Origin of the sequence: Lentzea sp. CA-135723, from assembly GCF_050936595.1 — a bacterium.
Lineage (GTDB): Bacteria > Actinomycetota > Actinomycetes > Mycobacteriales > Pseudonocardiaceae > Lentzea.
This window is the reverse complement of the sequence record NZ_JBNJMK010000002.1, coordinates 1041549-1054122: the sequence shown is the minus strand read 5'-3', so window position 1 is coordinate 1054122 and position 12574 is coordinate 1041549. Positions and strand designations below refer to the sequence as shown.

The following is a 12574-nucleotide window of genomic DNA, read 5'->3' as shown; positions in this document are numbered from 1 at the left end:
GGTCGTCATGTCCGCTGATGACGACACCCGCCGACTGCAAGCAGCCAATCCGAGCGGATGGTTCGAGGACCTCTACGCGGAGGCAGCCGCCGGCACTGCCTCCGTCCCGTGGGACGTCCCCCATCCGCAGCCGCACCTCGTCGAGTGGGCCTCCGCCGACGGCACCGGCCAGCGCGTGCTGGTCGTGGGCTGCGGTCTCGGCCGCGACTCCGAGTTCCTCGCCTCGCGCGGCTACGAGGTGACCGCGTTCGACATCTCCCCCACCGCCGTCGCGGCCGTCCAGGCGCGCTACCCGGACTCGAAGGTCACCTACGTCGTCGCCGACCTGCTGAACCCGCCGTCCGAGTGGCACCGCGGGTTCGACGTGGTCGTGGAGAACATGACGGTCCAGGCGCTGCCCGTGGACCTGCACGCCGAGGCCACCGCGCGGGTCGCCTGGCTCACCGGCTCGACGTTGCTCGTCCTCGCCGTCGCGCGGGACGAGGGCCCTGCCCCGGACGGCCCGCCGTGGCCGCTGACGCCGTCCGAGATCCGGGCGTTCGCCGCCGACGGCCTGACCGCCCGTTCGGTCACCAGGGACAACGGCAGGTGGGTGGCCGAGTACACGCGCGACAACTGACCATGAACTGACCACTTATGACGGTCGTCCGCCGCTTAGCGTGAATCATGCTCGTTCGTCGGCTGATCGCCCGCCTGCTCGACTGGCTCCTGGTGCTGGTCGTGGTGTGGCCGTTGGTCCACGAACCCGCTGCCGTGGTGCTCTGCGCGGCGGTGTACGACACTCTGCTGCTGCGCCTGAACACCGTCGGCAAGGCCCTCACGGGGTTGCGGGTCGTGGGCCCGGCGTCCGGCCTGAACCTCAGACGCGTGCTGGCGCGCACGCTCGTCACGACCGCGCTGCCCGGCGCGGGCGCGGTGCTCGTGCTGACCGGGCTGGGGTGGCGGGAGCCGGCGCTGATGACGACGCTCGGCTGGCAGCAGCCGTGGGTCGTCGTCGGTGAGCACGTGAACGCGGGCTCGGCGGGCTGGCTGTCGTCGCTGCTGCTGGTCGGCGGGTTCGCGTTGCTGGTGCTGTCCATCGTGGAGGCGCTCGACCTGCGCGGCACGCGGACGTGGCACGACCGCAAGGCGGGCACGGCCGTGGTGCGACTGAAAGTGACGAGCTCGCCGCGATGACCTGCGCGCCCGTCCAGCCGAGCAGGCGACGGCCGCGCGGAGTCAGCGCGCCGTACGTCCCCGCTGCTCCCAGCGCCCCCACGCCCCCGAGCAAGACCGCCCGTCGTGACATCCCCATGCCCCGGCGGAACACAATGTGCGCCGATCATGACAAGCGTGGACACTCTGACACTGCCACACCTGCGGCGGCGGACCCAGGATTCCGGGGTGGAATCCGACCGGGTTGACGTTGTTTCAGCAGCGTAACAGGGGGTTGTCCGATGGCAGTCGAGTCCTCACCGCCCCAGGTCACACCTGATGGCCGCGTCGAACTGAGCGACACAGGTCCCATCGAGAACAGCAGGTTCTTCAACCCCGAGCTCGCCCCCGTTCCCGTCGAGCAGCGGACGTGGTCGACCTACAACTTCTTCGCGCTGTGGATGGGCATGGCGCACAACATCCCCAGCTACACGCTCGCCGCGTCGTTGATCGCGATCGGGATGGACTGGGTCCAAGCGTTCCTCACGATCACCCTCGGCAACCTGATCGTGCTGGTCCCCATGCTGCTCAACAGCCACGCGGGCACGAAGTACGGCATTCCGTTCCCGGTGTTCGCCCGCGCGTTCTACGGCATCCGCGGCGCGAACCTGGTGGCGTTGCTGCGGGCGTTCATCGCGTGCGCCTGGTTCGGCATCCAGACGTGGGTCGGCGGCAAGGCGCTGCACGTGATCATCGGGCGGCTGGCCGGTGACGGGTGGACGAAGGCGTCCGCGATCGGTGGGCAGCCGTGGACGTTGTGGTTGTGCTTCTTCGGTTTCTGGGTCGTGCAGATGCTGGTGATCTGGCGCGGCATGGACGCGATCCGGCGGTTCGAGAACTGGACGGCGCCGCTGGTGAGCATCGGGTTCCTGATCCTGCTCGGGTACGTGCTGGTGAAGGCGGGCGGGTTCGGGCCGATCCTGCACCAGGGCAGCAGCCTCGGCTGGGGGCCGGACTTCTGGAAGGTCTTCTTCCCCGCGCTGATGGGCATGATCGCGTTCTGGTCGACGCTGAGCCTCAACATGCCCGACTTCACGCGTTTCGGTGGTAGCCAGCGCAAGCAGGTGACCGGGCAGATCCTCGGTCTGCCGACCACGATGTCGTTCATCGCGATCGTGGCGATCCTGACGACGTCCGGCGCGCAGGCGTTGTACGGCGAGGCGATCTGGGACCCGGCCGACCTCGCGTCGCGCTTCGACAGCACGCTGCTGGTGATCGTCGCGTTGATCTCGCTGGTGCTGGCGACGATCTCGGCGAACCTCGCGGCGAACGTCGTGAGTCCGTCCTACGACTTCTCGAACGCGTTCCCGAAGCGCATCTCGTTCGCGATCGGCGGCCTGATCACCGGTGTGATCGGCATCGTGATCCAGCCGTGGCGGCTGATCTCCGACCCGAACATCTACATCTTCGCGTGGCTCGGGTTCTACGGCGGCCTGCTCGCGTCGGTGGCCGGCGTGTTCGTCGCCGGGTACTGGGTGATGAAGAAGACCCGGCTGGAGCTCGCCGACCTCTACCTGGACGGCCGCGGCGCCTACTGGTTCAACGGCGGCTGGAACTGGCGCGCGGTGGTGGCGACGCTCGTGGGCTCGGTGCTCGCGGTCGGCGGCGCGCACGGCGGGCCGTTCCCCGAGGGCGGGCTCATCGGGTTCCTCAAGCCCCTCTACGACTACAACTGGGTCGTCGGCTTCGCGGCCGGCTTCCTGGTCTTCCTCGCTCTGAAGGACAACTCGGCAAAGGAGACGACCAGGTGAGCAACATCATCCGGGCGGCGCTCGTCCAGCAGAAGTGGACGGGCGACAAGGAGTCGATGATCGCGAACGCGGTCGAGCACATCCGCACTGCCGCTTCGCAAGGCGCGCAGGTGCTGTGCCTGCAGGAGCTCTTCTACGGGCCGTACTTCTGCCAGGTGCAGGACGCGGACTTCTACTCCTACACCGAGTCCATTCCGGACGGTCCGACCACGCGGCTCATGCAGGAGGTGGCCGCGCAGAACAACATCGTGCTCATCGTGCCGATGTACGAGGTCGAGCAGCCCGGCGTCTACTACAACACCGCGGCCGTGATCGACGCGGACGGCACGTACCTCGGCAAGTACCGCAAGAACCACATCCCGCAGGTCAAGGGCTTCTGGGAGAAGTTCTACTTCAAGCCGGGCAACCTCGGGTACCCGACGTTCGACACGGCGGTGGGGCGCATCGGCGTCTACATCTGCTACGAACGCCACTTCCCCGAGGGCTGGCGCGCACTGGGGCTCGCGGGCGCGAAGATCGTGTTCAACCCCTCGGCGACGTCGCGTTCGCTGTCCGAGTACCTGTGGAAGCTGGAGCAGCCCGCCGCGGCCGTCGCGAACGAGTACTTCGTCGGCGCGATCAACCGGGTGGGCGTGGAGCCGTTGGGCGACAACGAGTTCTACGGCCAGACGTACTTCGTGTCACCGCGCGGGCAGCTCGTCGGCGACGCGGCGTCCGACACCGAGGAAGAGCTCGTGGTGCGCGACCTCGACCTGGACCTGCTGACCGAGGTCCGCGACACGTGGGCGTTCTACCGCGACCGCCGTCCCGACACCTACGAGGGCCTGGTGACGCCGTGAGTGTCCTGATCCGCAACGGCCTGGTCATCAACGCGACCGGCTCGCACGCCGCCGACGTGCTGATCGAGGGCGAGCACATCGCCGCCCTGGTCACGCCGGGCTTCGAGGTGCAGGCCGACGAGGTGATCGACGCGGCCGGGAAGTACGTGATCCCCGGCGGCATCGACGCGCACACGCACATGGAGATGCCGTTCGGCGGCACCCAGTCCGCGGACACGTTCGAGACCGGCACGATCGCGGCGGCGTGGGGCGGCACGACCACGATCGTCGACTTCGCCGTGCAGCCCAAGGGAAGCAGCCTGCTGTCCACCCTGGACAAGTGGCACACCAAGGCGGACGGCAACTGCGCCGTCGACTACGGCTTCCACATGATCATCTCTGACGTGACCGACGAGTCGCTCAAGGAGATGGAGTCGTGCATCGCGGCCGGGGTGAACAGCTTCAAGATGTTCATGGCCTACCCCGGCGTGTTCTACGCGACCGACGGCGAGATCCTGCGCGCCATGCAGAAGGCGCGCGAGACCGGCGCCACGATCATGATGCACGCGGAGAACGGCATCGCGATCGACCAGCTCGTCGCGCAGGCGCTGGCGTCCGGCCTGGGCGACCCCGTGCAGCACGGCCTGACCCGGCCGCCGGAGCTGGAGGGCGAGGCGACGTCCCGCGCGATCCAGCTCGCGAAGGTGACCGGGTCGCCGCTCTACATCGTGCACCTCTCGGCGTCCCAGGCACTGGACGCCGTGACGGCGGCGCGGGACACGGGCCAGAACGTGTTCGCCGAGACGTGCCCGCAGTACCTGTACCTGTCGCTGGAGGACCTGGCCCGGCCGGGCTTCGAGGGCGCGAAGTACGTGGCGTCGCCGCCGTTGCGCCCCAAGGAGCACCAGTCGTCGTTGTGGCGGGGCCTGCGGACCAACGACCTGTCCGTCGTGAGCACCGACCACTGCCCGTTCTGCTTCAAGGACCAGAAGCAGCTGGGCGTCGGCGACTTCTCGAAGATCCCGAACGGCATGCCGGGCGTCGAGCACCGCGTCGACCTGCTGCACCAGGGCGTCGTGAAGGGCGAGATCACCCGCGAACGGTGGGTCGAGATCGTCGCCACCACGCCCGCGCGCATGTTCGGCATGTACCCGCGCAAGGGCGTGATCGCGCCGGGAGCCGACGCGGACGTGGTGATCTACGACCCGCAGGCGTCCCAGACGATCTCCGCCGACACTCACCACATGGCCGTGGACTACTCGGCCTACGAGGGCTTCGACCTCACCGGCAAGGTCGACACGGTGTTCTCGCGCGGCCGCAAGGTGATCGCCGACGGCGCGTACCACGGTTCGACGGGCCACGGCCGCTTCGTGACCCGCGACCTCAACCAGTACCTCGTCTAGGAAAGGCGCCACCCGTGGACTTCGGTGTAGTGCTCCAGACCGACCCGCCCGCCAGGGACGTGGTGGAAGGCCTCCGCGCGGCCGAGGACTGCGGCTTCCGCTACGGCTGGACGTTCGACTCCTGTGTGCTGTGGCAGGAGCCGTTCGTCATCTACTCGCAGGTGCTCGCCGCGACCCGCGACCTGGTCATCGGCCCGATGGTCACCAACCCGTCGACCCGCGACTGGTCGGTGACGGCGTCGCTGTTCGCCACGCTGAACGACATGTTCGGCAACCGCACGGTCTGCGGCATCGGCCGGGGCGACTCGGCCCGCCGCGTGATCGGCCAGAAACCGGCCACCCTGGCCACTCTCGGCTCCGCGATGCACGTGATCAAGGAGCTGGCCGAGGGGCGGGAGGTCGAGCACCACGGCACCCCGGTCCAGATTCCCTGGGTGCGCAACGGAAAGCTCGAGATGTGGATGGCCGCCTACGGTCCGAAGGCCTTGAAGATGGTCGGTGAGCAGGCCGACGGCTTCATCCTGCAGACCGCCGACCCGGACATCGCCCGCTGGACCATCGGCTCCGTCCGCGAGGCGGCGGTTGCGGCCGGGCGTGACCCGTCGGCGATCACGATGTGCGTGGCCGCGCCCGCGTACGTCGGCACGGACCTAGCCCACCAACGCGACCAGCTGCGGTGGTTCGGCGGCATGGTCGGCAACCACGTGGCGGACCTCGTGGCGCGGTACGGCGACTCGGGCGTGGTGCCCAAGGCGCTGACCGACTACATCAAGGACCGCGAGGGCTACGACTACGCCCACCACGGCAAGGCGGGCAACCGTTCGACCGACTTCGTGCCGGACGCCATCGTGGACCGCTTCTGCGTGGTGGGCCCGGAATCCGCGCACATCGAGCGGTTGCAGGAGCTGAAGGAGATCGGCGTCGACAACTTCGCGCTGTACCTGATGCACGACGAGAAGGACAAGACGCGCGACGCCTACGGATCGGCGATCATCTCCGCCGTCTAGGGCCATACTGGTCCCCGTGTCCGACGAACGACCGGCGCCGGACGTGTCCAACACCGTGGAGGACGCGTCCGGGCCTGTCGTGCAGATCGGCAACGTGCACGGCGACCTCACCGTGCACACCGCCGCTCTCGCGAACCCGCTGCCGCTGCGCGCCGGCCTGGTTCCTCCTCGCGCCGCGTCGTTCCAGCAGCGGAACGTTCCACTGGCCGCGCCGGTCACGGTCCTGTCGGGGCTGGGCGGGGTCGGCAAGACCCAGGTGGCCGCCGACCACGCCGAACGGCTGTGGGCCGCGGGTGAGATCGACCTGCTGGTCTGGGTGACGGCGACGTCCCGCGAGGCGGTCGTCTCCGGCTACGCCGACGCGGCCGCCCGGCTCACCACCTACCAGAACCCCGACCAGGAACGGGGCGCCCGCACGTTCCTGGAACGGCTCGCCTCGATCGAGGAGCCGTGGCTCGTCGTGCTGGACGACGTGCAGGCACCGTCCGACCTGAACGGGCTCTGGCCGCCTGCGTCCGGACGTGTCGTCGTGACGACCCGTCGTCGCGATGCCGCGTTGCGCGGTGATCGACGGCTTGTCGAGGTCGACGTGTTCAGTTCCGAAGAAGCCCTCGCGTACCTGCGGGCGACCCTCCCGGAGGGCCTGGAGGAGGCCGCCGAACTGGTGCGCGACCTCGGTTGCCTGCCGCTGGCATTGGCCCAGGCGAGCGCCTACATGCTCGACCGGCACCTGTCGTGCGCGCAGTACCGCGTCCGGTTCGCGGAACGCCGGCTGGCCGCGGTCCTTCCCGACGAACTGCCCGACGAGCACCGGACGACGGTCGCGGCGACCTGGTCGTTGTCCGTGGAGCGGGCCGACGCGCTGGCACCAGCCGGCTTGGCGCGGCCGTTGCTGGAGATCGCGAGTGTGTTGAGCCCCAACGGAATCCCGATCGGCGTGTTCACCGTGCCGCCAGTGCTCGCGGCGCTCTCGGCGGCTGGGGGCCGTGCCGTCGACGAGTCCGACGCCGAGGACGGGCTCGCCTGCCTGCACCGCCTCAACCTGGTCACCCTGGCGGCGTCGCGCGAGGTGCGGGTGCACGCGCTGGTGCAGCGGGCGACGCGCGATGCCTGGTCGGACGAGCACACGAGGTCGGTCGTGACGACCGCCGCCGATGCCGTGGCGCACGTGTGGCCTCCGTGGGAACACGGCACCGCGCTGGGACAGGTCCTGCGCGCGAGCGCCGAGATCCTGATCGCGGCGGGTGTCGACCACCTGTGGGCGGGCGGGTGCCACGAGCTGCTGTTCTGCGTCGGACGCAGCCTCGTCGACTCGGGCCGGCTGGAGGAAGCCCTGGCCTACCAGGAAGAGCTCTACCGGACCGCCACCGACCGGCTCGGCTCTGACGACGCCGGCACCCTGCGCGCCAGGGCCGCCGTGGTGGAACTGCGGGGCGAGCACGGGAGTCCCGCCCACGTCGTGCTGGCCGAACACGAGGCGCTGCTGGAGGATCTCCTCCGGGTTCTCGGTCCTGACCACCGCGACACGTTGCTCTGCATGCAGAGCATGGCGAACTGGTGTGGCCGGGCCGGTGACCCGCGAGGTGCGGTGGCGTTGCTGGAACAGGTGCTGGCCGAACACCATCGCGTGGGCGACTCCGACACGGCGGGCACCCGGAACAACATCGCGTTCTGGCGGGCGCTGTCGGGAGATCTCGCGGGGGCGATCGCCGCCGGGGAGGAACTGCTCGCCGACAGGCTGCGCACGACCGGACCCGACGACGTGGAGACGATGCTCGTCCGCCACAACGTGGCCGACTGGCACGGCGGCGCGGGTGATCCGGCCGGCGCGTTGGCCGAGCACGAACGGCTGTTGGCGGACCGCGTGCGGGTGCTCGGCCTCGGCCACGCCCAGACCTGGTCCAGCCTCTCCACCGTCGCCTACTGGCGCTACGTCTCGGGTGACAGGGCCGGTGCGGTCGCCGCCTCCGAGCAGCTGCTGGAGGTTCAGCTCCGGGTCCTCGGCGACGGTAGTCCCGAACTCGAGCTCACGAAGGAGAACGTCGCCGGCTACCGGCTCGCCCTCGGCTAGCGGACCGTGCGGGTCTCGCCGTCCCACTGCGTTTCGAGGCTCGGCAGAAGTTCGGCCAGCTGCACCGGGTACACGGTGTCCTCGGCCGCTTCCAGTTCCTCGGCACTCCACCAGCGGTGCGCCGTGATCGACGTTTCCTCGACGTCGTTGAAGCCCGAGGTGTCGACGGCCGGGGCCTCGTCGACGGTGGCGTGGAAGAACCACTCCTCCGCGTCGAACGTCTCGCCGTCGAAGCTGAACACCGCGCGGCGGCGCCAGACCGGGCCCACGAGGTCCTCGGTCCTGAGCTTGAGACCGGTTTCCTCGAAGGCCTCGCGCAGGGCCGTTTCGCGGAGTTCCTCGCCGTCCTCGACGCCGCCGCCGACCGTGAACCAGAACGACTCCTGCGGGCGGGCCGGGTCGAAGCCCTGGAACAGCAGGACCCTGCCCTCGTTGTCGGTCAGCACCACGCGGGCGGACGGGCGGGGCTTGAGCATCACCGCGTCGGACGGGGCTGCGGGCTCGGCGATCTCGAAGTACGACGGTTGCGGGGCGGTGCCGGCCAGGCGGAGCCAGCGGACGACGCGGCGGCGGCGTTGCAGCAGCGTGTCGCGGACGGCGTCGTTGTGGACGCGGCGGGCGAGGACGACCCGTTCCTCGGCGTCGGCGAGCTCGAAAGCCAGTGCCGGGGCCAGTTTCGAGCGGTCCAGGGCTCCGAGGAGGGCGGAGAGCTCGTTCTCGGCCTGTTCGCGGTCGGCGCGGCCAGCCGCCTCGGCCCTGGAGGCCGCGGCGGAGAGCGCCGGGTCGAGGAGAGCGCGGACGACCACGGCCCGGCGGGCCAGCGCGGCGTCGACCGCGGCCCAGGCGGCGTCGGTGCGAACGTGGAGGCGGTCCAAGCGGTTCGCGATGCGCAGGATCCAGGTGGCGAGCAGCAGTGCTGCCAGTACCACGACGAGCGCGGTGGTCATGCCTCGCTCACCCGGCGCGGGTCGGCGGCGATGGCGGTCTCGTAGACGCGCAGGACCTGGCTCGCCACCACGGACCAGTCGAAGGCCTGAACCCGTTGGGACGCAACGGAGACGTACTCGGCGCGCAGGGCCGAGTCGTGCAGCACGGAACGCAGGGCGTCGGCGAGGGCGTGGGCGTCGCCGACCGGGAACAGCACGCCCGCCTTGCCGTCGTCGAGCACGCGGCGGAAGGCGTCGAGGTCCGACGCCACCACGGCGGTGCCCGCGGACATGGCCTCGGTGAGGATGATGCCGAACGACTCGCCGCCGGTGTTCGGGGCGACGTAGACGTCGACCGAGCGCAGCATCCGGGCCTTGTCCTCGTCGCTCACCTGGCCGAGCAGGTCGACGCGGTCGGCGAAGCGGCCCTCGAACGGGTTCTCGCCGCGGCCCACGACGAGCAGGCGCAGATCCGGGAACTCGTCGGCGATCAGGCCGAACGCCTCCCACAGCACCGGCATTCCCTTGCGCGGTTCGTCGTAGCGGCCGACGAAACCGATGGTGCCGCCCGGTTTCGGGTAGCCGTCCACAGTGGACGCGGAGGCGAAGAAGTCGACGTCGACGCCGTTCGGGATCTCCACCGCGTCACCGCCGAGGTGCTCGACCTGCACGCGCCTCGCCAGTGCCGACACGGCGATGCGGGCGGTGACCTTCTCCAGGAACGGCTGGAGCACGCCCTGGAACGCCGACAGCATCTTGGAGCGCGGCGTCGAGGTGTGGAAGGTGGCGACGATCGGGCCGTCCGCGACCATCAGCGCGAGCATCGACAGCGACGGCGCCGTCGGTTCGTGCAGGTGCAGGACGTCGAACTGGTGCTCGTCGATCCAGCGCCGCACCCGCGCGTACGAGACGGGCCCGAAGCTCAGGCGCGCCACCGACCCGTTGTACGGGATGCCGACCGCGCGGCCCGCGGACGTGACGAACGGCGGCAGCTCGTGGTCGTCGTCGGCGGGCGCGAGGACGTTGACGGTGTGGCCGAGGCCGATCAGGGCGCGCGCGAGGTCGACGACGTGCGCCTGGACTCCCCCGGGCACGTCGAAGGAGTACGGGCAGACGATCCCGACCTTCACCGGGCGAGCCTCCTGGCGAGCGCCGCGCGGCGCTTCTCCGGCAGGTCGGCGAGCCAGAGCTGCTGCAGCATGTGCCAGTCGGCGGGGTGCGCGGCGATGTCGGCGGCGAACACGTCGGCGATCGCCTGCGTGGCGGCCTGCACCGTGCTGACCTTGATCGGCGGGTGGATGCGGAAGTGCCAGCCGTCGTCGGTGAACCAGCACCCGACCGGCAGCAGCGCCGCCCCCGTCGTGGCCGCGAGGTGCGCCGGACCGGCGGGCATCAACGTCTGCTCGCCGAAGAACGTCACGGGCACGCCCGACGACGTCAGGTCCCTGTCTGCCAGCAGGCACACGACCTTGTTGTCGCGCAGGCGTTCGGCGAGCACCGTCGCGGGTGGACGGTCGCCACCGCTGAGCGGCAGCACCTCGAAGCCGAGCGTCTCGCGGAACTCCACGAACTTCCGGTACAGGGACTCGGGCTTGAGCCGTTCGGCCACCGTCGTGAACGTGCCGGAGTGCCCGACGAGCCACATGCCGGCCATGTCCCAGTTGCCGCTGTGCGGCAGGGCCACCACCGCGCCGGTGCCGTTCCTGATCGCGGCGTCGAGGTTCTCCACCCCCGACACCTGCGAGTCGCACTTCTCGTACGCCTTCTTCAGGTCCATCGAAGGCAGCCGGAACGCCTCGCACCAGTACCGCGCGTACGACCGCAGCGAGTCCCGGACGAGCTCGTCCAACTCCTCCTCGCCGGCCTGCGGCACGACCCTGCAGAGGTTCTTCCGCAGCTGCTGGATGCTCGTGCCGTTCTTCTTGGCCGCGTAGTCCGCGCCCGCCCGGAACAGCCCCCTGGCCCACGACTCGGGCAGCAACCTGATCAACCGCCACCCGGCGCCGTACCCGAGCGTCGCGAGGTTCACGCCGCCTCCTTGGCGGACTTCGCGACCGCCAGGATCCGCTGCAACACCGTCACGACCGTCATGGCCGCGAGCAGCCACAAGGAGATGTCCATCAGGTACGGCACACCGAGCCCCTGCACCCCGGCACCGACCAACGCGACGATGAACCGCTCGGCGCGCTCGGCCAACCCACCGTCCGCGTTGAGCCCGGACGCGTCGGCCCGCGCCTTGACGTACGAGATGACCTGCGAGGCCACCAGGCAGATGAACCCGGCCGCCGCGGTCCACCGGTTCCCGGTGTCGAACGCGTACCAGGTGAGCGCCGCGAACAACGCCCCGTCCGCGATCCGGTCGCAGGTGGCGTCGAGCACGGCCCCGAACCGCGTGGGCCCCTGAGCGCGCGCCATCGCCCCGTCGATGAGGTCGAGGAGCACGAAGAACGTCACGAGCGCACAGCCGAGGAACAGCTGCCCGCGAGGGATGAACCACAGAGCGCTGGCGACGGCGCCGATCGTGCCGCCGACGGTCACGGCGTTGGGCGTGAGGCCACGCGCCAGCAGCCACGCCCCGATCGGATCGGTGACGCGCGAGACGGACGCGCGAGCGAAGATGTTCAGCATGGCAGGTCGCAGCCTAGCTGGACTGCTGAAACGCACGGCTCGCGGGTGAGGCGGGACGTCCGGGGCTCGGGCGCGGGCGGGCCTGCGGGGGTGGGTTGCGGGGTGGGCGGGGGTCGCGCGCGGGGGTGAGCGGGGCGGGGTGAAGCGGGCGGGAGAGGGTGACGGTCTGAGCGCGCGAGGGCTCGGTGGGCGCGGACGGAGGCGGCGGGGTGACACGCGGGCGGGAGAGGGCGGCCGGCTGAGCGCGCAAGGGCTCGGTGGGCCGGGCGCGGGCGGCGGGGGTGACACGCGGGCGGGAGAGGGCGGCGCGCTGAGCGCGCAAGGGCTCGGTGGGCCGGGCGCGGGCGGCGGGGGTGACACGCGGGCGGGAGAGGGCGGCCGGCTGAGCACGCGAGGGCTCGGTGGGCCGGGCGCGGGCGGGCCCGGGGTGACACGCGGGCGGGAGTGGGTGGCGGGCTGAGCGCGCGAGGGCTCGGTAAGCGCGGACGGAGGCGGCAGGGTTACGCGCGGGATGGCGGGGCTCGGCGGGTGAGGCGCGACGTCCGGGGCTCGGGTGCGGGCGGGCCGGCAGGGGTGAATGGCGGGGCTCGGCGGGCGGGCTGCGGCGGCACGGGCATGGGCGCGCGGAGGTGGCGGGGCGTGGTGCGCGGGCGGGCGGAGGCAGCGGCTTGAACGGACCGCTCACGCACCCACACTCGCCGATCGGACCGCTCACGCGCCCCCGGTTCGAACGGACCGCTCACACCCACGGTTCCGAAACCGCAGCCCACCCGCGA

11 protein-coding genes are annotated in these 12574 nt (G+C 70.7%); 7 read left to right on the top strand and 4 right to left on the bottom strand.

Annotated features, from left to right (window positions below; genetic code table 11):
- Window positions 1-7 precede the first annotated feature (7 nt).
- The 7 genes from ACQEU1_RS40810 to ACQEU1_RS40780 all read left to right on the top strand — a co-directional run bounded on the left by ACQEU1_RS40810 (window position 8) and on the right by ACQEU1_RS40780 (window position 8244).
- Window positions 8-619 carry a class I SAM-dependent methyltransferase gene (locus ACQEU1_RS40810; RefSeq protein WP_433214745.1) on the top strand — a complete coding sequence of 204 codons (612 nt, stop codon included), beginning with the start codon at window positions 8-10 and terminating at the stop codon, window positions 617-619.
- Between the two features lie 47 nt (window positions 620-666).
- Entirely contained in the window at window positions 667-1176 is a 510-nt protein-coding gene (locus tag ACQEU1_RS40805) for a hypothetical protein (RefSeq protein ID WP_433214742.1), read from the top strand.
- Between the two features lie 260 nt (window positions 1177-1436).
- Window positions 1437-2945, top strand: coding sequence for an NCS1 family nucleobase:cation symporter-1 (locus ACQEU1_RS40800; protein WP_433214739.1), 1509 nt, complete (start codon window positions 1437-1439; stop codon window positions 2943-2945).
- Window positions 2942-3784 carry a nitrilase-related carbon-nitrogen hydrolase gene (locus ACQEU1_RS40795; protein WP_433214736.1) on the top strand — a complete coding sequence of 281 codons (843 nt, stop codon included), beginning with the start codon at window positions 2942-2944 and terminating at the stop codon, window positions 3782-3784. The genes ACQEU1_RS40800 and ACQEU1_RS40795 overlap by 4 nt, the downstream gene beginning before the upstream one ends.
- Window positions 3781-5166: a dihydropyrimidinase gene (hydA, locus tag ACQEU1_RS40790; RefSeq protein WP_382442942.1), complete on the top strand. Its 1386-nt coding sequence runs from the start codon at window positions 3781-3783 to the stop codon at window positions 5164-5166. The genes ACQEU1_RS40795 and hydA overlap by 4 nt, the downstream gene beginning before the upstream one ends.
- Window positions 5167-5180: 14 nt before the next feature.
- Window positions 5181-6173 (top strand): TIGR03842 family LLM class F420-dependent oxidoreductase, encoded by a 993-nt coding sequence (locus ACQEU1_RS40785; RefSeq protein ID WP_433214732.1) that lies wholly within the window; start codon window positions 5181-5183, stop codon window positions 6171-6173.
- Between the two features lie 16 nt (window positions 6174-6189).
- Window positions 6190-8244, top strand: coding sequence for a tetratricopeptide repeat protein (locus ACQEU1_RS40780; protein WP_433214729.1), 2055 nt, complete (start codon window positions 6190-6192; stop codon window positions 8242-8244).
- Here ACQEU1_RS40780 and ACQEU1_RS40775 read toward each other — a convergent pair.
- Genes ACQEU1_RS40775 through pgsA form a run of 4 tightly spaced genes read right to left on the bottom strand, consistent with a single transcriptional unit; the run spans window position 8241 to window position 11798 of the window.
- The gene (locus ACQEU1_RS40775) at window positions 8241-9191 is read right to left on the bottom strand and encodes an NUDIX hydrolase (RefSeq protein ID WP_433214726.1); all 951 of its coding nucleotides are present in this window, start codon (window positions 9189-9191) and stop codon (window positions 8241-8243) included. The genes ACQEU1_RS40780 and ACQEU1_RS40775 overlap by 4 nt on opposite strands.
- On the bottom strand, window positions 9188-10300 hold the full coding sequence (locus tag ACQEU1_RS40770; protein WP_433214723.1) for a glycosyltransferase family 4 protein: 1113 nt from the start codon (window positions 10298-10300) through the stop codon (window positions 9188-9190). The genes ACQEU1_RS40775 and ACQEU1_RS40770 overlap by 4 nt, the downstream gene beginning before the upstream one ends.
- A complete protein-coding gene (locus ACQEU1_RS40765) occupies window positions 10297-11199 on the bottom strand; it encodes a phosphatidylinositol mannoside acyltransferase (protein ID WP_433214720.1) in 903 nt (300 codons plus the stop codon). Before ACQEU1_RS40765 ends, ACQEU1_RS40770 begins: the two co-directional genes overlap by 4 nt.
- Window positions 11196-11798 carry a phosphatidylinositol phosphate synthase gene (gene pgsA, locus ACQEU1_RS40760; protein WP_382442947.1) on the bottom strand — a complete coding sequence of 201 codons (603 nt, stop codon included), beginning with the start codon at window positions 11796-11798 and terminating at the stop codon, window positions 11196-11198. Before pgsA ends, ACQEU1_RS40765 begins: the two co-directional genes overlap by 4 nt.
- Window positions 11799-12574 lie beyond the last annotated feature (776 nt).

What these genes read in the sequence shown, in the direction of transcription:
- ACQEU1_RS40810 (WP_433214745.1), top strand. Translation starts at nt 8, where the DNA reads ATGTCCGCTGATGACGACACCCGCCGACTGCAAGCAGCCAATCCGAGC.
- ACQEU1_RS40805 (WP_433214742.1), top strand. Translation starts at nt 667, where the DNA reads ATGCTCGTTCGTCGGCTGATCGCCCGCCTGCTCGACTGGCTCCTGGTG.
- ACQEU1_RS40800 (WP_433214739.1), top strand. Translation starts at nt 1,437, where the DNA reads ATGGCAGTCGAGTCCTCACCGCCCCAGGTCACACCTGATGGCCGCGTC.
- ACQEU1_RS40775 (WP_433214726.1), bottom strand. Translation starts at nt 9,191, where the DNA reads ATGACCACCGCGCTCGTCGTGGTACTGGCAGCACTGCTGCTCGCCACC.
- pgsA (WP_382442947.1), bottom strand. Translation starts at nt 11,798, where the DNA reads ATGCTGAACATCTTCGCTCGCGCGTCCGTCTCGCGCGTCACCGATCCG.